Genomic DNA, 19,176 nt, shown 5'->3' with positions numbered 1-19,176 from the left:
TTAGACATAGGGGCACTAACTTCACCACGAACGTTCATACGCGGTGAAGGCTCAACTATTGAAGTAACAGAAGAAGCCGCATGTTTGAAATACAGCGCTCTTCTTCCGAAGCCAACGAGCACGAGTTTGAAGCCCGTGGCTTCATGAACGGCGCTGGGTTCGTCCGCCTTCTGCAAGCACTGCGGAATGTTCGTCTCAAAAGCCTTCACCTTTCAAAAGATCGGTGTCATCTGCACAGTGGGCGGCGTTAAAGCGGAAGGTTCAGGTGGTGGGCAGCCTATCTATTGCCTAGAACACGACCCGAACCCACTTTCCGAGAGGATTCGCTTCATGAACGAGGGCGAGACTGAGCTTCGCACCATTACTTACGAAGAACTGCTCGCGCTTCTCGCATCTGACGAGTACTTAACACGGTGCATCGCATTTAGGGTGCAATCGCGTCCTGAATGACGTCTCGAGTAGGCTCCGGGCGACGTGGCGGGTGAGATGCCGATATCCCGGCGGCGATCCGCGGGCATCGTGCTTGAACACGCTCGCACTACCGGGAATCGCACCGTTGACCCGAGTAGATCCGATCGCGAAACATCTGAACGGCCTGCCGGGTCGCAAGCGAACGGTTCGGCTCCTGCCGGGCGATGGCAGCGACGAACACATCAGCGAGAGCGAGAGTGAGAATAGTATCATCTGCGACAACTTGGGCCGTCGATGGCAACCTGAGAGTAATTGTCGACTGCCGAAGGCGCTCGGGCGCAGGTTCAGTGGTGACTAGGATCGTCGCCGCGCAACGCTGAGCGGACTCCTCTGCATACCAGACAATGTCCGGAAATAGTAGCCTCGGGGCGAGAACGATACTTACGTCATCGCTGCGAAGCCGGGGAATCGCATCAGCTAATGTATGACCGCTGCCGGTGACCGCTCTCGCGTCGACGCCGACCCGCTCGAGCGCGAGGCTGAGGTATTCCGCGACGTGATAAGCCGCGCCGAGACCGTACACGAGCACCCGTCGCGCGTTCACGAGCTCGTCTACGCCGTGGTCTAGCGCTGAGGACTCGAGAATCTCGGCTAGAGCAAGTAATGCCTCTGCAGAGGAGGCAAGCACCTGTCGCGCGAGACCACCGGAGGACTTTACAGACTTCGCTTTACTGAGATTGTCAAGCCGAACGCGGAGTAGAGCGTCGAGGCCGAGAGTCGAATCGACCGAATCTGCACACACGCGCTTCCACTCTCGCACGCCATGGAATCCCAATTTCCTCGCCGTCCTCGCGACAGTTGCATCGCTTGTCGAACTCGCCTCGGCAATCTCTACGGCCGTCGAGGTAGCGAAGGCCAGTGGGTCCTGACGGGCATACAGCTGGACCCGTGCCTCCGCGCGTGTGAGTGCAGGTTGCCGGTCAGCAGCCTCGGTCGGAATTGATCGCTTCACTCCTTCAGTATGGCATTGCCGTGCCCCGCGCGGGGCACTCTTTCGGGGAGTGGCCGCATCGTAATGATTTATTTTGCTACGCATTGACACCTCAATGTAGAAAAATCTACTCTAATTGAAGCAATGTGTTTTGCATAACAAATATCGCTCGTTCGGGCGGTCATGTCCCGGATGGAGACTGAAGGAGATAGTTCAATGACGAACTTCGATGTTGCAGTGGTCGGGCTCGGTGCAGTGGGTTCACTCATCGCTCGGGACCTCGCTGAGGCTGGCTATAGTGTCGCAGGATTCGAGCGTGCCACCGCTCTACACCCAACTGCTGCCTACGCTGGCGACAGTCGTCTGTTTCGCGTGGCATACCACGAGGGGCCTGAATACGTCGACGCCCTACTCTATTCCCGACAAGAGTGGAGCCGACTCGATCGCATGAGCGGCGCAAACGTTTTTCTGCGCAACGGCGTCGCCTCGATCGGGGCCGAAAGCTCGGACGAGATGCGCGGCGTGCTCGATTCCGTTGACGAGTTCTCACTTCCGCACACCCGGCTAAACGGCGACGAGATCTCGACGTGGCTACCTCAGCTCAAAGACACTGCCGACGATATCGCCATCATCGATGAACTCGGCGGGGTACTGCGACCCGAACTAGCCGTTTGGCTATTCCAAGATGCTGCGCGGCGGGCAGGAGCCGCACTCTTCGATAGGACCCCCGTCGATGCCATCGAAGAAGGCCCCGACAGGGTACGCATCGTGGCTGGCGACGAGGAATGGTCGGCCTCACAGGTCATCGTCACCTCCGGTGTCTGGACCAAGGACCTTGTCCCGGCTGTGTCATCGCTCCTCGACATCCGCCCAATCCCACTTTTATGGTTTCTCACTGACCCCGAGTACGATTTCTCCACCGGCACCTTTCCAGGTTTCATCCGTGACAAGAACGGTCAACATGTTTACGGGCTCCCATCACTGGACGGCATGACGATGAAAGCGGGGTCGGGACACGGACGAGAACCGATCGACAATGCCGCGCTGTTGCCAGACCGACTCGACCAAGCGACGGTTGAGGAAAGTGCGGAGACTATCTGTGGCTTTCTCAACGGCCTATCGTCTTACCCCATACGCAGCTCTATCCACATGGACGTCTACACGTCCGACTCACGGCCGATCATCGATAAGGCCTCGCCACGAGTCACCGTCTCAACCGGATATTCCGGTCACGGCTTTAAACTCACGCCAGCATGGGCTCGCGCATCGATTGATGTTGCACTCGAGCGTGAGCCCCGTTTCTCCCTCCACAACTATCGCATCGACCGGTTCGCCAAAGTCGGCGACGCCTGAGGACCGAGGACACACCATGGATTTCAACGCCTGGGCTTTGCTCACTGACGCGGGTCTCATCGGCGCCCTCCTGGCCGTCGGCGCCGGACTGCGCGCGTGGATCAAACCGCTCCGTTCGCTACTCGTACCTTCTTCTGTCATCGGCGGCGCTTTGGGTCTTGCGCTCGGCCCGTCCGGACTCGCCGTCCTGCCGTTCTCTGAGGAATTCGGCAACTATTCGTCCGTGCTCGTCGTCATCGTATTCGCATGCATCGCGATTAATACTGATTTCCGCGCCGGGCTAGTCGGCCGTTCGATCGGCCAGTTCTTTGGCTACACCGTATTCATGTATTCGGTACAGGTCGTCTTCGGAATCGTCCTCGTGCTCTTGTTGCTCAAACCGGTTTTCGACGTAACTGATTCGTTCGGAGTCGTCCTGTTCGCTGGCTGGGCCGGAGGTTTCGGCACGGCCGCGGCCATGGGCCAGGTCTTCGCCGAGGCGGGATATCCTGAGATCACCGACCTCGCAATCACCTCAGCGACTGTGGGTCTGCTAATCGGCATCACCGGCGGAATCATCCTGGCCAAGGTCGGCGCCGAACGCGGGTACGCTAAGCACTACGCTGGTCTCTCGAGCATCCCTAAAGAGGTGCGTACCGGAGTGCTCAGCGATACTCAGGAGCGGCCGATCATCGGTAGGCATGTATTCTCTGGCTCGAGCATTGAATCCCTCGCCTTTCAAGTCGGGATCATCGCCGCAATCAGTGCCGCCGCATACGGCATCCAGTTGTGGCTCAAGGAACTGATGCCCGGAATCTCAGTTCCCGTGTTCTCAGTGGCTTTCCTTATTGGACTGCTGGTTAACGTGCTCTTCAAGCGATTCAAGGCGAATCGGCTGGTCGATGAGTCATCGATGAACTCGATCTCCGGAGTGGCCACGGACGTCCTCATACTCTGCGGAATCGCCTCTATTTCCCCCGCTGTCGTCGCCGACTACGCCATTCCGCTGGTAATCCTGTTCGCCTGCGGCCTGGCCCTCGTCCTCTTTATCGGACTAGTCATCGCACCGCGAGTGCTTACAGAGAACTGGTTCGAGAAGCAAATCTTCACCTTCGGCTGGGCCCTCGGTGCGGTTCCGCAAGGCATCGCACTGCTACGAATCGTCGATCCTAATATGCAATCGCGCACGCTCGAGCAGTACGCTCTCCAAGGGGTGGCCAATCAGAATGAGATCCTTGCGGTGACGTTCGTTCCGACACTAATTATCGCCGGCCTGACTTGGACCGCAGTGGGAATCTGGGGTGGAACCGCAATTCTCGCGATTCTGCTCGCATTCGCGCTTTCACGACGAAAGAGCGCCTCGCGTATCCCGTCGGTCCATTAGCCTGGAAAATTCGCGTGATCGTCGGGCATGGCGGCGTGTAGTGTTTGAAAGTGCCTCTCGGCAGCAGGGTAGTTCCGTTGGTAGCATCGTGATCGATCGTGTCCGCGAGTCGGTGATTGCTTCGTCCGGTGCCCTCTTACTTCGGGAAACGCCCCCGCGGCTGCAGCCTCAACTGCTCCCTCGCCGAGGCCCTGCCACTAGGGCGGCCACCATGAGCTCGACACGACTCTTCAAAAGGGCACTTCGCAGTTAAGGGCGCGATGGAGGACTGAATCGATCCGCCTTGCGCAAGCTCCGAGCGATTTAGTGGATGAGATTCCGAAACCCCAGAAGGGATAGCGTCACCAGGAGGGCCGGCGTCGATGGGCTGACTCCGCACGAGCTACGGCATACTGCTGCTTCGCTCGCGGTGTCCGCAGGGGCATCCGTACTTGCACTGCAGCGGATGCTTGGTCACGACAAGCCCAGCACCACGCTCGATGTGAACTCGGACCTCTTTGATGAAGACTTGGATGCAGTTGCCGACAAGCTCGCAGAACGGCGGGCGGAGGCTCTTGCGGACCGAGTGAGCAAGAATGATCGGAGTAAACACTGCGATGGAGGTCTGACCAGGACTTTTTGTGCGCCCCCGGGCAGATTCGAACTGCCGACACCCGCTTTAGGAGAGCGGTGCTCTATCCCCTGAGCTACGGGGGCCAGGTGGTCGTGCTCAACCACGATCACCCAGTGTAGCGTAGAAGAAACCTCAGTGTTCCACGGTGTGCCAGCACTGATAAACAGCAGTTTCTCGTTAGGGTCGGATTGTGTCGGATTCCGTTGCAGACGAACAGTTCCCAGAACTCGGAGAGGTCTTTGCCGAGTGGAAGAAGCAGGCCGCCCACCTCGGCGGTCGCGACACCATGCTTCATTTCAGGGACTCCCGCGACGGCAGCATCGACCTCTCGGGCGCCCACCCCTCCGGTCTTGCGCAGCTGCTGGCTGGTCGAGCCACCCGCCTATCGAGCCTGATCCGCGATCACGACATCCTCGCCGACGCACGTCGCCGCGCGAAATCCATCCGTTCGAAGGCCGAGCAGCTCGACAATGAGCGCGGCATCCGCGCCGCCCATCTGGCCATCGGCCTCGCGTCGTGGACGGAGAAGGACGCGAAGTACAAGTTCAACGCTCCTGTGGTCATGCGCCACATCACTCTCGTTCCCCGCGGTTCACGAGTCGAGGACTATGAGATCGTGCTCGGCAACGAGATCACGATCAACCCGGCCCTCGTCCAGCACCTCCACGAGGAGTACGACCTCGAGGTGCCCGTCGACGACTGGATCGATGCCACCGGGGGAGCGCAGGGGTTCGACCCCGGGCCGGCGCTCGACCGCCTCCGCGAGCTCGGTCAGAGCGTCCCAGGACTGCGGGTCAACCACCGTCTGATCATCTCGACCTTCGCGAACATCGCGACCCCGTTCTCCACCGACTATCTGCCCACGCAGCACCCCGTCCTGCGGGCTCTGGCCGGTGACGAAGACGTCCGGGCGAACCTCGGCGGACCCTCGTACGTGCCACAGGCAGCCGAAGCGGGGGACACGCTGTCACCGGCCGAGGAGAAGAAGGCCGAAGCGGCGTCGAACGATCCGGTCGAACCGGAGGATTCCCCGGCGAAACCGGAAACGGAGACCACGCCGGATGCCGACGACAAGTCGGCTGAGACCCTGACCGACTCCAGCGAGAAGCCCGGTGACACGGACGAGAAGCCGGTCGAACCAGGTTGGGACGAAGACGATTACGGTCAGCCGACCGTGCCGATCACCGACGAGCCGCTGAGCGCCGCGTCGCCCGAGGACTCGGCGACTACCGGCTCCGACGAGTCCACCGACTCCGCCGTCGCATCAACAGAACCCGCCGCCGGTCGGGCCCCGGGCTCCACCGACGATGAGTCCGCGGCGGACGCAGTGACCGAATCGGATGCCACGGACCCTCAGGCGGCCACGACGATCACCGGCACGGACTCCGACGGCAATACCGTCGAAGAAAGCCAGGCCGCGGACGCCGACAGCGACACCGCCGAAGCCGAATCGACCTCCGACGACGATGTCGTCCCTGCCGCACTCAAGGAACCGATCACCCCGCTTCCTGACCGGAAACCGCAGGAGGAGTTCCTCGTCATCGACGTCGACGGCGACCAGCAGGCCGTCGTCGACGCTGCCGTCTCCGGTCGCTCGGTCGTAGTCGATACCCCGCCCGGAACCGGCGCCACTCAGGTCGCCGTCGCAGTCGCCACGACGCTGGCCCACACGGGCAAGAGCGTTCTCTTCCTGGCCCAGACCTCCGACGCGCTGGACAGTTTCTCCTCCCGCCTCGACGAGGTGGGCCTCTCCGACTTCGCCGTCGATACCCGCAAAGGCTCGGAGGACATCCGCAGACAGCTCATCGGCCTCATCGGCTCGGCAGAGAAGTCCGAACGCCCCGACCTGTCGAAGCTGCTCAACGACCTCAACGAACAGCGGGCGACGCTGGCCGACCATGTCTCGTCTCTCCATCGCCGACGTGCCCCCTGGGACGTCTCCGTCTACGAAACGATGCAGCACCTCGCCGAGCTGACCTCGGGCGATGATTCTCCGCAGACACCCGTACGCTTCGGCGAGGACATCCTCGGGGCGAGTGAAGACCGCCGGAATGCGCTGCGCGGAAAGCTCGGTGAACTCGCCTCGCTCGGCGCTTTCACCCTCGACGTCGAAGACACCGTCTGGTTCGGTGCCGATCTCAAATCCGTCGACGAAGCCGAAGCCGCACGCACCGTCGCCGAACGCATCGGCCGAATGATCCCGGACCTGGTGGAGGCGACCGAACCTGTCCTGCAGAAGGCGAAACTCAACCCGCGTCGCAACGTCGACGACTGGGCTCGGGCGATCCGGGTGCTGCTGCGCGTGCGCAAGACCCTCGACAGCTTCGCCCCTGACGTCTACGACCACCGTCTCGACGACCTCATCGCGGCCACCGGAACGCCCGAATACCGCACCGAGGTCGGCGTCGAGATGGGCATGATGCAGCGTCGCCGACTGAAGAAGTCCGCTGCCGAGTTCCTCCGTCCCGGGGCCGAGGTGGCCGACCTCCACTCGGCCCTCATCGATGTCCGCTCCCAACGCGTGATCCTCTCCGACCTCGCCGGCCACGACGGTCGCCCGCAGATTCCGCGCGGCGTGCTCGAAGCCGACGAGATCCTGCAGAGCGTCGAAGCCGATATGGCCAAGCTCTCGCCGATCCTCGAAACCACACCCGACGGCGGCGATCTCGGCTCGATGCTCATCGAGGAGCTCCAGGCCCGCACCGAGGCGATGGGCCGAGACTCGGAGAACCTCGCCGAACTGCCCGAACGCTCCCGCCTGCAGCGCGAACTCGATGCCGAGGGCCTCAGCGACCTCATGGCCGATCTGCGCAGGCGCAAGGTCGATGACTCCCTCGTCGGCCCCGAATTCGACCTCGCCTACTGGGCCTCGGTGCTCCAGACCATGGCCGGCGAAGACCCGGCGATCGGCCGACACGACGGTGACGCTCTCCACCAGGTGGCCGAGGACTTCCGGGAGAACGACCGCGCCTTCGTTGCCGCCGGTGCCTCCCGCCTGCGGTACAACCATGCCCAGGCCTGGAAGCGCGGCATCGAAGCCGACCCGATCGCCGCCGGAGTCATCAAGCAGGAGCTGCTGTCGAAGCACACCTCGGTGAATCGGATCTCGACCCAGGCGCCCGAGCTGCTCACGACCCTGGCCCCGGTGTGGATGGGCAGTCCCTACACGGTGCCTGAGCTGTTCTCCGCACTGCCGCTCTTCGACGCCGTGGTCATCGCCGACGCCGGGCGACTCTCGGTCGTCGACGTCGTCCCCGGCATCACGCGTGCCCGCCAGGTCATCTCCCTCGGTGACTCCCGACTGCTCGGCCCGCGCCCGTTCTCGATCGCCGTCGACCGCTTCGGGATGGACGATGGGAACCATCCGCGCTCTGTGCAGGACCACCTCGGCGAGTTCCTGCCGCGGATGCGGCTGTCGAACTCCTACCGACTGTCCCCGGTCGGGCTCATCGACCTAGCCAACCGGCACTTCTACGATTCGACGATCTCGACGCTTCCGACCGCGCACACGGGGGAGGGCAGCGGGCTCGAATTCTCCTATGTCGCCGACGGTCGCGGTCCCACGGACATCGGCACCGGGCGGGTCGAAAGTCCCGATGCCGAGGTCAAACGCGTCGTCGAACTCGTGCTCAAGCACGCGCGGAACCGGTCGCGTGAGTCTTTGGCCGTCGTCGCGCTCACCCAACATCACGCGCAGAGGGTGGCCACGGCGATCTCGCGGGCGATGAAGGACCTGCCCTATGTGGCGGCGTTCTTCAGCGACTCGACGAAGGAGCCCTTCGTCGTCACCGACGCCGAACGGGTGCAGGGAATGTCCCGCGACGCGGTGATCTTCACCCTCGGCTACGGGCGCACCGTCCACGGTCGGGTCATCCACGACTTCGGCGCGCTCTCGGGCCCCGACGGCAGGCGTATCCTCGCGGCCACGATGACTCGTGCGCGCAAACGACTGACCCTGGTCTCGAGCATCGAAGCCGACGACTTCGAGCGCAGCAGACTCAGCGGGGGAGCGGCCATGCTGCCGCAGCTGCTCGAAGAGATCGCCACCGGCGGCGTCAGCCAGCCCGGACCGCACGGCGAGATCTACGATCCGCTGATGGGCGATATCGCCGATCGTCTGCTCCAGCTCGGCGTCGTCGCCCATGAACACTACAACGGCATCGACCTGGCCGTGGCGAACTCGGCGGAGGACGAACACGGGATGATCATCGCCGTCGCCGGCGACGGTCCCGAATATGCGTCGATGCGCAGCCTGCGCCAGCGTGACCGGGTGCTGCCCGAACAGCTGAGCCGACGCGGATGGAAGTTCATGCGTGTGTGGTCGACCGATGCGTTCGTCGATCCGCAGACCGAGACGGAGAAGATCTTCGATGTCTGGCGCACCACGGTTGAGACGATGAGCCCGCAGGCCGTGCTCAACGCCGCCCGGGCCGCCTCGGTGGTCGTGGGGCGTACCGGCAGCCGACCGAAGCTCGTGCCGGGACTGCCGATGCATAAGTACTCGGCGGAGGGTCTCGATGAGATGATCGACTGGATCCAGTCCGATGCGGTCGTGCGCGGGGACGGGGAGATCAAGGATCTGCTGCGCACCGCGCTCGCGCAGAAGGGCAGCTCCACCCGTGGAGACTCCCGGCTGCAGGCAGCGGTCGATCGGTACCGTGAACGTCACGCGCAGGCGAAGAAGGTCACCGGCTCCGAGGTGCTCATCCCGCGTTCGGGTTCGACCGGCCCCGTGGAGGATGACATCCTGCCGACCTTCGACACCGGCAAGATCCGCGCCGATGAGCTCCGGTCCGCCGGACTCGTCCAGACCGCGAGCAACGACCAAGTCGCCGAGGCGGCCGACGGTGCCGATGCCGAAGCGACGTCAGACTCGGCCGGTGATGACGCGGCGGAGTCCGCCGGAGATGCGAAGCCGGGATCCGAGGACAGCGCACAGTCGGAGTCGAAGAACGACGATGCCTGAGCAGCCCGACGAGGCTGCGCCGAGCGAAGCGGTGTCCGACGATCCTCCGGCGGACGAAGCAGAGCGCAGAGAACGGGTCGAAGCGGCGAAACGCCGCTACCGGGCCACGCTGCGCAACGAGGCCGACACCGGAGAAGGCGGCTTCAGCAAGGACTACTATCGCTCGCAGAAGCCACCCCACTGGTCATAGCTGCTCGGTGATGATCTCAGTTCACGGAGCTCAGTTCACGGATCGCGGGGCGGGCACCACAGCGCGAGGACATCAGCTCGAGATCTCAGCCCGAGGTTCTCAGGAAGACGCGAGCTGTTTCGGGAATGAAGAAGGGCCCGTCCACCAGCAAGTGGTGGACGGGCCCTTCTCGTGCGCCGACGGATCAGTGACGCGGGGGCTGGTTCGGATCGAACGGTCCGCCGTCACTGGCGGGGCCCTCAGCAGGTCCGGCAGCGGAAGCGGTCTGGTTGCGCAGGATCTCGCGGATGTCGCCGAGCAGATCCTCGGTGGTCGGAGGAACTTCTTCCTCGGGAACTCCGCGCTTACGCAGCTCGTTGAGCTTGTTCATCGGAACGATGATGATGAAGTAGACGATGGCGGCAACGATGAGGAAGTTGATCGCGGCAGTGACGACCGCACCCAGATCGATGGTCGTCTCCGGAACGTCCGGCTTGAGCTGGAAAGACAGCGCCGGGCCCTCGGCACCGCCGACGGCGGCGATGAGGGGGTTGATGATCTTGTCGGAGAAGGCGGTGACGATCGCGGTGAAGGCGCCGCCGATGATGACCGCTGTCGCGAGTTCGACGACATTCCCCTGGAGAATGAAGTCTCTGAAGCCCTTAAACATTAGAGAAACCCTTTCGGCGTGTGTTCGCTGAAATGCGGTTGAGTATTGGCCGATTACGTTCCAATAGTACACATCGTTAACACGTTGTCAGCAGAAATGCGGCGCGAGTCTCACCGCCCCATTGTTGACCCATTCCACAGATAGGAACTCTTCGGCACGCCGTGTTCAGTCGGCAACCTGCCGCTCAGCCATCCGGTATGAGTGAGGCGACGGGGCGCAGCCGGTGTGGCTGGGAGGGATGTTCAGCGGGGCAGAATTGCGAAACTGATCGGCAGCCCGGCGAATTCGGCAACACGTCCGGCGTCCTCTGCGTTGAGGATCACCGATACAAGCTGCCCTGATTCGGCGGCTATTCCGTCGGGTTTATCAACGAGCCGTGCGATCGTCACCTTCTCGACGACGACTTCCGATCCGCCGTCGGGAAGGGATGAGAAGAGTCGTATCCGCTGCCCGGGCTGCAGCAGGGCCGCGGAGGCATCATCGGCGAGACGGATCGGCATGAGCAGATCCCGGCTTCCCTTCGGCAGCGCCTGTTGGTCGAGGACCATCGACTCTGTCAGCGGCGAACCCTTCGACAGGCCCGCCGAAGTGTGGCGGCCCTTCGCCTCCTCGACAGCGGTGAAAGCTTTGTCGGGGACAAGGTCGGGAGGAAAGTCCGTGAGGGTGAGATCCTGTGCAGTCAGTTCCGCACCGGGGGCCAGATCGGACCGGGCCACGACGACCGCCGTACCGGCCTCGTCGGGAGTGAACATCCAGACGATCAATGCGCATGCGCTGGCAAGGCACACCGCGGCGAAGATCCGCTGTGGTCGGACGCGAGCCGATCGCGCCCAGCTTGTCGAGGTCTCGCGGATGCGCTGTAGAAAGCTCATGGCCTGAGCATCGACGGATCAGCGGGCGTCGGCAAGGACGAATCCTGACCCTGTGGATGGAAGTCCGTCATCCACACGCGAGCGGTGTTCGAGTCGCGACAAGTGCCGGAGCGGCAGTCACCTCCGCGATGGGAAAGGTGGGAGTGCTCAGCCTGCGGCCGGGGTGCTCGCGGACGACGAGTCGGACGACGAGCCCGACGAAGCCGGCGAGGACGAACTCGACGAAGAGCCGGAGGAGTCCTTCGACGATGAGTCAGCACTCGACGAACTCGAAGAGCCGGCGGTGCTCGACGTCGAGGAACGGGAGTCGGTGGCGTAGAAGCCGGAGCCCTTGAAGCTGATGCCCACAGCGCCGAAGACCTTCTTCAGACGACCCTGGCATTCCGGGCAGACGGTGAGCGAGTCATCGCTGAAGTCCTGATGGATATCAAAGGCGTGACCACAGCTCTTGCAGGCATAGGAGTAAACGGGCATTCGAGACCTTTCTTCGACGAGAAGATTATAGTGCACGTCAGGTGCTCGGATGCGCACCGGTGCGGTTTGTGCACAGGCTTATCCACACATCAACGCGCTTGAGTGGGTCGTGTTTCCCCAGCCGTCAGTGTTCACGAGGTGGCGGGAGTCTCCGCCGGTCGACTTGAAACGGTCGTCGCCTGTCACGTGGCGGGGTCGTCTGCGTCGCAGGCGGCCGTCACGACGAGGCGAAGGTGCGGGTGCCGTCCTCCGTGACCGCTGAAGGGATGCGCAGGTCCCACTCCTCGGCGACGAGTCCGGACAGGTCGAGCTCTTCGGCGAAGCACACCCCGAAAACACGAGCCTCCCGCCCGAGCGGTGCCACCCCCTGTGGTCCGAAGGTACGGTCATAGAAGCCTCCGCCATTGCCCAACCGTGCCCCATCGAGGCCGAAGCCCAGCGCCGGAACGAACACGAGGTCAAGGCCCACCTCGGGTGACAGCAGCTGTGCGGCAGTGAGCAGCTCGGCAACGTCTGCGGGTTCGCGGATCCCCCATTTCCCCTGCGGCTCGAGGCGTGACATCGATCCCGTGATCTCACCGAACAGCAGCGGTTGACCGACCTTCGTCACCACCGGCAGGTAGACGGTCCCGCCGGAGGCAAGGAAACGATCGAGCGCGGGGTCGAGGTCAGGCTCACCCTGCAGTGCCGCATAACCGAGCAGGGCGCGCACCGGAACCGCGCGGATGACTTCCCACGCTGAGTCCGCAACGGACGGAGGGGAGGTCGGGGCCGTCTCGGTGCGGGAATCGGTCGATGCTGAGCCCGGGGCCGCCTCGGTGCGGGAGCGGTTCGCGCGAGCCGAGCGGATGCGGGACCGCAGCTGCGCCTTCGAAGTTTGTGGATCCACGCCTTTCAGACTATCCGGGGGCGGCGGATTCGTTAAGATGACTTCATGAGTGATGAAGCGCAGTGCACCGTTCGCAAGGCCGTGATCCCCGTCGCCGGTCTCGGAACTCGGTTCCTCCCCGCCACAAAGGCCACCCCGAAGGAAATGCTCCCCGTCGTCGACAAACCGGCGATCCAATACGTCGTCGAAGAAGCCGTCGATGCCGGCCTCCAGGACGTCCTGATGATCACCGGCCGGAACAAGCGACCGCTCGAGGACCACTTCGACCGGGTCGACGGACTCGAAGCCGCCTTAGCGAAGAAGGGCGACGACGAGAAGCTCGCCGCTGTGCGTCACCCCTCCGAGCTCGCCGATATCCACTATGTGCGTCAGGGTGACCCGAAGGGCCTCGGCCATGCTGTGCTCAAGGGTCGCCAGCACGTCGGCAACGAACCCTTCGCCGTCCTCCTCGGCGATGACCTCATCGACGAACGCAGCCCGATCCTGCCGAAGATGATCGAAGTCGCGGAGAAGACCGGCGGCAGCGTCGTCGCACTCATGGAGGTCCCGCCCGAAGCGATCCACCTCTACGGCTGTGCCGCCGTCGAGACCACGTCCGATGACGAAGTCGTCAAGGTCACCGGTCTGGTGGAGAAGCCCGCCGCCGAGGATGCTCCCTCGAACCTCGCCGTCATCGGCCGCTACGTGCTCGCCCCGGAGATCTTCGACGTCCTCGAGACGACCGGGCCCGGACGCGGCAACGAAATCCAGCTCACCGACGCGCTCCAGGAACTCGCCGGTGACGCGAACGGGCACGGTGTCTACGGGGTCGTGTTCAAGGGCGCCCGCTATGACACCGGTGACAAACTCGACTACCTCAAGGCGGTCGTGCAGATCGCGTGTGATCGTGAGGACCTCGGTGATGACCTCAAGGGTTGGCTGCGCGAGTTCGTCCCGACCTTGGACTGACCACGGTCCCCGGGCGGGCTGTGGACCCCGGTCGGACCACGGGTCTCGGTCGGACCGCGGGTCTCGGGCGGACCGCGGGTCTCGAGCGGACCGCGGCTCACGGTCCTTCCGTCCCGGGCCGCACAGCCGACCGCAACCGAACCCGAGAGCGAGGGCAGCAGCGTGTGGCCTGTCATCCTGACTGACCGCCGGTCCGATATCGTGCTGCGTCCCCTGCGACGTCGCGACGAAGACGCCTGGCGAGAAGTCCGCCGCTTCAACCGCGACTGGCTGCGCCCATGGGATGCGACCCTGCCCGCTCCGGGCCAGGAGCTGCCGGGATTCCGCACCATGGTCCGGATGCAGGACAAACAGGCCAAACGTGGGCAGAGCGTGCCCTTCGCCATCGAAGTCGGCGGTGAATTCCGAGGACAGATCACCGTCTCCGGTCTGAGCTGGGGCTCGATCCTGTCCGGCCAGATCGGCTACTGGATCGATTCGCGAGTCTCCGGCCGCGGCATCACCCCGGTCGCCGTGGCGATGGCCGCCGACCACTGCTTCTTCACCCTCGGCCTCCACCGCATCGAGATCAACATCCGCCCGGAGAACACCGCGAGCCTGCGTGTGGTCGACAAGCTCGGTCTGCGCGACGAAGGGCTGCGCGAACGCTATATGCACATCGACGGGCAGTGGTGCGACCACCGCACCTTCGCTCTCCTCGCCGAGGAGGTCCCGCAGGGCCTGCTCGCCGCTTACCGGCACGGGACGAGCGGAACCGCACCGCAGTGAGCGAATCTCTGCCGCCCCAGCCTGAGAATTGCGTGAACTTCGTGCCCGTTTGACCGACACACCTAGTGCCTTCACGTCTTCGTCGATGCGTGCAACTTAGGGTGGCAGTGTGGACACCAGCATCATCGTCGTCATCGCCATCGTCGTGGTCTTCGCCGTTGCTGTGCCCGCAATGATTCGGAAGTCCGCGACGGAACTTTCGCGCGCCGAAATCGACACGGTTCCCGACAACGCGGCCGTCGTCGCAGCCGAGACTCCGAACCCGGGGCACGACCACTCGGAACGCACCCAGGTCTTCCACGACAAACCCCGCAGAACGCCGTCGGTCCCGAGCCCGGAGGTCTCCCCGGGCGAGGACGCACCGACCCTGAGCCTCTCGGCCTCGACTCCTGCCTTCGCCGTCATCGACGGCCATGGACAGAGCCACACCATCCCCGAGGCGGCCGAACACTCCCAGCTCAACGTCCTACCTGTCGCGGTCGGCGAGACCCACTCGGCGTTGTCTGCCGATCGTGGCCCCGCCGGACACGGTGGGGCCGCATCCGGTGGTGGCGCCGGAGTCGGAGCCGACAACGTGCGCCTGCTCCACCCCGCCGTCCACGCAGTGTTCAACGACAGCTCCCAGGCGGGCCGGCAGCAGACCGGGGCGGGACGCACCCCACAGGCTCACTCGCCGCGCACCTCGGCGACGGGTTCCACGGCATCGTCCGGATCGCGACCGGTCACCGGCCAGGGCCCCCGAGGCGGCGCACCACGCGATGGCGCGGCGGACACGGATCGGGGCGGTCGCCTCGGCGAGGTCGAGTCCACCCGATCAGAGAACGGTCCACAGATTTCCCATCCCAGCAGCGGAACCGACGAGGAACATGCGATGACTGAGCAAGCAACGACTCTGCGCGAGTCCCTGAAGTCGCTGAACACGATGGTGAAGGGCTTCGCGCTGGTCTTCTTGGCCTCGATGCTCGGCATCCTCGTGTCCGGAGTCCTCGCTCTCTTCTCGGTCGTGCACATCGCTTTGGCCGGCGTCTTCCTCGGCCTCGCCGTCGTCTCCCTGCTCATCGTGCGCACCCTCAACCTGCGCAAATTCGAGGTGAAGAAGCGCCTCCGCGGACTGAAGCCCGTTGCACCGAAGTCGAGCACCGCACCTACGCGGGCCACCTCGGCGCAGGCCACTTCGGATCGGTCCGCCTCCGCGCGGTCGACCTCCGCGCGGTCGACCTCCGCGCGGTCCACTTCGGAGGCGAAGGCCCCGACCGTGAACGTGAAGGAACAGCGCAGCGCCACCGCGGTGGCGCCCTCAGACAGAACCGCCGCCGGCAGCGCCCCCGCGGCACCGGTCTCGAGCGGAACCGCCGCTCGGATCGCCGCTGCGGCGCAGGGTGCGAGCGGAACGACGAAGGCCGCACAGGCTCGTGCTGCCATGGCCCGCAGCGCAGAAGCGAAGGCGAACCGCAGCACCGAGGCGAAGAAGTCTCGCGAAGAAGCCGACACCGGCGAGATTCCACTCGTGCGCATCCGCAAGGAAGCCAGCGAAGGCCACACGACACGCCAGGTCCTGCTCACCGGACCGATTCCGATCGTCGATGACAGCACCACGGAGGAAGCTCCGAAGGGCGAAGAGGAGCACACGACGACAGCTGAGACATCCGCCGCAGAGGCAGGCGGGGGCGAGCCGGCCCAAGGCTCCGTTGATGCGGACTCGTCGAACATTCTCGGTGCAGACCTCGAGGCAGAAGGCACTGATGCCTCGGCGGGCACCGCTGCCGATGAAGACGTGCACGCGTCACTCGACGCTGCCGCCCCGAAGGTCGAAGATCCGTTCATGCAGCGGTTGAAGTCACGCGACGGCTGGTCGCCGACGCCTCTGCCGGTGCCCAGCTATGTCGACGCTCCGGAAGCTGAGCATGCGGTGCCGAAAGCCACCGCAGCCGATGCGAGCTCGTACGAGACTGAAGCGCGCAGCCGTGAGGAGATCGCCGCACAGTTCGCCGCGGAACTCGGCTACCGTCCGGAACTCAGTGACTCGGCCCGTGAGGACTCTCCGCTCGAGCACGGCCGTAAGGCGATCCGGACCACGAAGTCCGCCGACCTCTCAGCGGTCAACGACGTCCTCGCCCGCCGCCGCGCCTGAGTCCGCAGAGGGGCCTGAACTCGCCGCCGCACCTGAACTCGCCGAGGGAGGGGCCACCGATGATCCTGCCGACTGCCGAGGCGGGGCCGACTTCCCTGATCTGAGGTCCTTGACCGCTCGGCGTGGACCCGATGTGCCCCGCACCGATGAGTGCGGGGCACCTTCGTGTGCAGGGCGTCGTCGGCGCCGGATCAGTCCGCCCGACCGCCGAAGTCCTCGGCGATTGACACCGCGATCCGCTGCAGGTGCGGTACCAGGTCGTCTTCGATCGAGAGACCGCGAAGATGTGAGGTGTGCAGGGAGACGTTGAGCGCGGCCAGAGTATTCTGACCCCGACGGACCGGGACTGCCAATCCTCGCAGTCCGTCATCGAGCTCCTGGGACACCAGGCACCATCCCTGGGCTCGGATGCGGTGCAGTTCCTTGCCGAGCTCGGCCGCAGACGAGACGGTGTGGTCAGTGAATGGCGAGATTTCGACTCGCTCGAGGAACTCCTGTTGGAAGGTTTCGGGCAGCTCGGCGATGAGCATGCGACCCATCGACGTGGCCCAGGCCGGCAGACGGTTGCCCAGGTTGACGGTCACGGCGTGGAGGCGCGGGGCGGCGGCACGGGCGATGTAGACGATGTCATCGCCGTCGAGAATGCTCAGTGTCGCCGACTCGTCGAGTTCGTGAGCGAGCTGATTGAGATGCGGCTGGGCGATCTTCGGCAGATCCAGGCCGGCGAGGAACCCGGCACCGATGTCGAGCACCCGCGGGGTGAGGGAGAAGGTCGGTCCATCCGAACTGAGATACCCCAAGTCGGTGAGGGTGAGGAGGAAGCGCCGTGCCGCGGCTCGGGTCAGACTCGTCGCCTTCGCCACCTGAGTGACGGAAAGATGCGGACTGTCGGTGTTGAACGCCAGGAGGACGGCCAGCGTCTTCTCCACCGATTTCACATAATGGTCCCCGGACGCGGGCTGCGGATTGGAATTCGACTCTGATTTCACTTCTCCAGGGTATCTGCCGGGGCCAGGGCGACCAGTACGGCCCGCAGAAGCATCCTGTCCGGCCAGTAATGTGCGCATAGTGCACATGTGTACGAACAGCGAACAAGGTGCTACTGTGCACTGGGACAGAGGCGACATCCAGACGGTGTGCCGACAGAGGAAGACCCACCATTCGAAGGGGAATGACATGACGAGTGCAGACGCCCGGACAGCATCCGGACTGGACGAGCTCAAGCAGGCGAGACGAGCGGCTGCGGGGTCGTTCATCGGGGCGGTCGTCGAATGGTATGACTTCCTCCTCTACGGAATCGTCGCCGCGCTGGTCTTCGGCGAACTCTTCTTCCCGGACTACAGTTCCCATGCGGGCACGCTCGCCGCTTTCGCGACCTTCGGTGTCGGTTTCGTCTTCCGGCCGCTGGGAGGCATCATCTTCGGGCACTTCGGCGACCGGATCGGCCGCAAGTCGATGCTCATCTGGACGATGACGATCATGGGTGTGGCAACCGCGCTCATCGGCGTCCTGCCCACCTACGGAACCGTCGGCTGGTTGGCGCCGGCCCTGCTCGTGCTTCTGCGCTGCGTCCAAGGCATCGCCGTCGGCGGAGAATGGGGCGGAGCCGCTCTGATGGCGGTGGAGAGTGCGCCGCCGAAGCTGCGTGCCTTCTTCTCCAGCGGTGTGCAGATCGGCTATTCCGTCGGACTCCTCTTGGCCACTGGACTGGTGGCACTTCTGAGCAGCAACTTCTCACCGGAGGCATTCCTGGCCTGGGGCTGGCGGATTCCGTTCTTCTTCAGCGCAGTGCTCGTCCTCGTCGGACTCTGGATCCGTGCCGGGGTCCAGGAATCAGACGAATACCTCGAACGAGTGAAGAACGCCGACGAGGACAAGGTGGCGAAACTGCCGATCCTCGAAGCATTCAAGCGCTACCCGGCGCAGATCTTCCAGATCGTGGGGCTGCGCTTCATCGAGCTGCTGACCATGTACATCGTCACGACCTTCGCACTGTCGTATTCGACCGATGAGCTCGGCTTCGACCGCAGCGTCATGCTCAACGTCACCCTCGTCGTCGGCGGCCTGGGAATCGTGACGATCCCGGCGTTCGCCTATCTCTCCGACAAGTTCGGTCGCCTTCGCGTCTACCTCACCGGCGGAATCGTCGGACTCGTCAGCGCGATCCCCTTCTTCTTCGCTCTCGAGAGCGGCAACCTGGTGGCAATCGTCATCTTCGCGGTCCTGCTGATCAACATCGCCCACGACGCGGTCGTCAGTGTCCAACAGCCGCTGTTCGCCGAAATGTTCAGCCCTGAATTCCGCTACAGCGGTGCCGGCGTCGGCTACCAGCTGGCCAGCGCGATCGCCGGCGGCTTCACTCCGTTCATCGCCACATTCCTCGTCGGCCTCGGCGGAGGCACCTGGTACCTCGTCGGCGCCTACCTTGCCGGTGGCTGCCTCGTCTCGATCGGAATCGCGCTCTACCTCGTCCGACAGTGGCAGGTCGAGCGCAGGGCCGAACGCAGCAGTTCCTCTGCCGCGACGGTCGCGCTCAAGCCCGAAACGGTCTGATGCGC

The 19,176-nt window shown here is 64.1% G+C and carries 15 protein-coding genes, 1 tRNA gene and 2 pseudogenes; 11 read left to right on the top strand and 7 right to left on the bottom strand.

Annotated features, from left to right (window positions below):
• Positions 1-186 precede the first annotated feature (186 nt).
• Positions 187-450, top strand: a complete 264-nt coding sequence (locus ACPUD7_RS13685; RefSeq protein WP_425120217.1) for a hypothetical protein — start codon at positions 187-189, stop codon at positions 448-450.
• Between the two features lie 88 nt (positions 451-538).
• On the opposite strand, the gene ACPUD7_RS13680 is transcribed toward ACPUD7_RS13685, so the two are convergent.
• Entirely contained in the window at positions 539-1,423 is an 885-nt protein-coding gene (locus tag ACPUD7_RS13680; protein ID WP_425120216.1) for a MurR/RpiR family transcriptional regulator, read from the bottom strand.
• 195 nt (positions 1,424-1,618) lie between these two features.
• On the opposite strand from ACPUD7_RS13680, the gene ACPUD7_RS13675 reads away from it, so the two are divergent.
• The 3 genes and pseudogenes from ACPUD7_RS13675 to ACPUD7_RS13665 form a co-directional block, all read left to right on the top strand.
• Positions 1,619-2,755: an FAD-dependent oxidoreductase gene (locus ACPUD7_RS13675; RefSeq protein ID WP_167854394.1), complete on the top strand. Its 1,137-nt coding sequence runs from the start codon at positions 1,619-1,621 to the stop codon at positions 2,753-2,755.
• 16 nt (positions 2,756-2,771) lie between these two features.
• A complete protein-coding gene (locus ACPUD7_RS13670) occupies positions 2,772-4,118 on the top strand; it encodes a sodium/glutamate symporter (protein ID WP_135539093.1) in 1,347 nt (448 codons plus the stop codon).
• A 310-nt stretch (positions 4,119-4,428) separates the two neighbouring features.
• Positions 4,429-4,533: pseudogene (locus tag ACPUD7_RS13665) on the top strand (hypothetical protein); the annotation flags it as partial.
• Positions 4,534-4,741: 208 nt separating this feature from the next.
• Here ACPUD7_RS13665 and ACPUD7_RS13660 read toward each other — a convergent pair.
• A tRNA-Arg gene (locus ACPUD7_RS13660) sits at positions 4,742-4,814 on the bottom strand.
• A gap of 107 nt (positions 4,815-4,921) precedes the next feature.
• Between ACPUD7_RS13660 and ACPUD7_RS13655 the strand changes: the two genes are divergently transcribed.
• Together ACPUD7_RS13655 and ACPUD7_RS13650 are read left to right on the top strand one after the other, a co-directional pair.
• Positions 4,922-9,697, top strand: coding sequence for a DUF4011 domain-containing protein (locus tag ACPUD7_RS13655; RefSeq protein ID WP_205683333.1), 4,776 nt, complete (start codon positions 4,922-4,924; stop codon positions 9,695-9,697).
• Positions 9,690-9,887, top strand: a complete 198-nt coding sequence (locus tag ACPUD7_RS13650; RefSeq protein ID WP_135539092.1) for a hypothetical protein — start codon at positions 9,690-9,692, stop codon at positions 9,885-9,887. Before ACPUD7_RS13655 ends, ACPUD7_RS13650 begins: the two co-directional genes overlap by 8 nt.
• Before the next feature lie 184 nt (positions 9,888-10,071).
• Here ACPUD7_RS13650 and mscL read toward each other — a convergent pair whose 3' ends face one another.
• Positions 10,072-10,536, bottom strand: a complete 465-nt coding sequence (mscL, locus tag ACPUD7_RS13645) for a large conductance mechanosensitive channel protein MscL (RefSeq protein WP_135539090.1) — start codon at positions 10,534-10,536, stop codon at positions 10,072-10,074.
• A gap of 242 nt (positions 10,537-10,778) precedes the next feature.
• Positions 10,779-11,408 (bottom strand): SAF domain-containing protein, encoded by a 630-nt coding sequence (locus tag ACPUD7_RS13640; protein WP_135539088.1) that lies wholly within the window; start codon positions 11,406-11,408, stop codon positions 10,779-10,781.
• Positions 11,409-11,571: 163 nt separating this feature from the next.
• Between ACPUD7_RS13640 and ACPUD7_RS13635 the strand changes: the two genes are divergently transcribed.
• A complete protein-coding gene (locus ACPUD7_RS13635) occupies positions 11,572-11,727 on the top strand; it encodes a hypothetical protein (protein ID WP_425120227.1) in 156 nt (51 codons plus the stop codon).
• A gap of 14 nt (positions 11,728-11,741) precedes the next feature.
• Here ACPUD7_RS13635 and ACPUD7_RS13630 read toward each other — a convergent pair.
• Together ACPUD7_RS13630 and ACPUD7_RS13625 are read right to left on the bottom strand one after the other, a co-directional pair.
• Positions 11,742-11,882: pseudogene (locus tag ACPUD7_RS13630) on the bottom strand (FmdB family zinc ribbon protein); the annotation flags it as partial.
• A 217-nt stretch (positions 11,883-12,099) separates the two neighbouring features.
• Positions 12,100-12,771 (bottom strand): 5-formyltetrahydrofolate cyclo-ligase, encoded by a 672-nt coding sequence (locus ACPUD7_RS13625; protein WP_425120215.1) that lies wholly within the window; start codon positions 12,769-12,771, stop codon positions 12,100-12,102.
• Between the two features lie 45 nt (positions 12,772-12,816).
• Between ACPUD7_RS13625 and galU the strand changes: the two genes are divergently transcribed.
• The 3 genes from galU (at position 12,817) to ACPUD7_RS13610 (ending at position 16,618) form a co-directional block, all read left to right on the top strand.
• Entirely contained in the window at positions 12,817-13,719 is a 903-nt protein-coding gene (galU, locus tag ACPUD7_RS13620; RefSeq protein WP_135539085.1) for a UTP--glucose-1-phosphate uridylyltransferase GalU, read from the top strand.
• 162 nt (positions 13,720-13,881) lie between these two features.
• Positions 13,882-14,487, top strand: coding sequence for a GNAT family N-acetyltransferase (locus ACPUD7_RS13615; protein WP_135539083.1), 606 nt, complete (start codon positions 13,882-13,884; stop codon positions 14,485-14,487).
• A gap of 109 nt (positions 14,488-14,596) precedes the next feature.
• Positions 14,597-16,618 (top strand): hypothetical protein, encoded by a 2,022-nt coding sequence (locus ACPUD7_RS13610; protein ID WP_135539081.1) that lies wholly within the window; start codon positions 14,597-14,599, stop codon positions 16,616-16,618.
• A 191-nt stretch (positions 16,619-16,809) separates the two neighbouring features.
• Here ACPUD7_RS13610 and ACPUD7_RS13605 read toward each other — a convergent pair whose 3' ends face one another.
• Positions 16,810-17,607, bottom strand: a complete 798-nt coding sequence (locus ACPUD7_RS13605; protein WP_240689701.1) for an IclR family transcriptional regulator domain-containing protein — start codon at positions 17,605-17,607, stop codon at positions 16,810-16,812.
• 187 nt (positions 17,608-17,794) lie between these two features.
• Here ACPUD7_RS13605 and shiA point away from each other — a divergent pair, with 187 nt between their 5' ends.
• The gene (gene shiA, locus ACPUD7_RS13600) at positions 17,795-19,171 is read left to right on the top strand and encodes a shikimate transporter (RefSeq protein ID WP_425120214.1); all 1,377 of its coding nucleotides are present in this window, start codon (positions 17,795-17,797) and stop codon (positions 19,169-19,171) included.
• Positions 19,172-19,176 lie beyond the last annotated feature (5 nt).

Origin of the sequence: Brevibacterium sp. FAM 24630, assembly GCF_049804075.1 — a bacterium.
Classification (GTDB): domain Bacteria; phylum Actinomycetota; class Actinomycetes; order Actinomycetales; family Brevibacteriaceae; genus Brevibacterium.
This window is presented reverse-complemented; position numbering and strand designations above follow the sequence as displayed.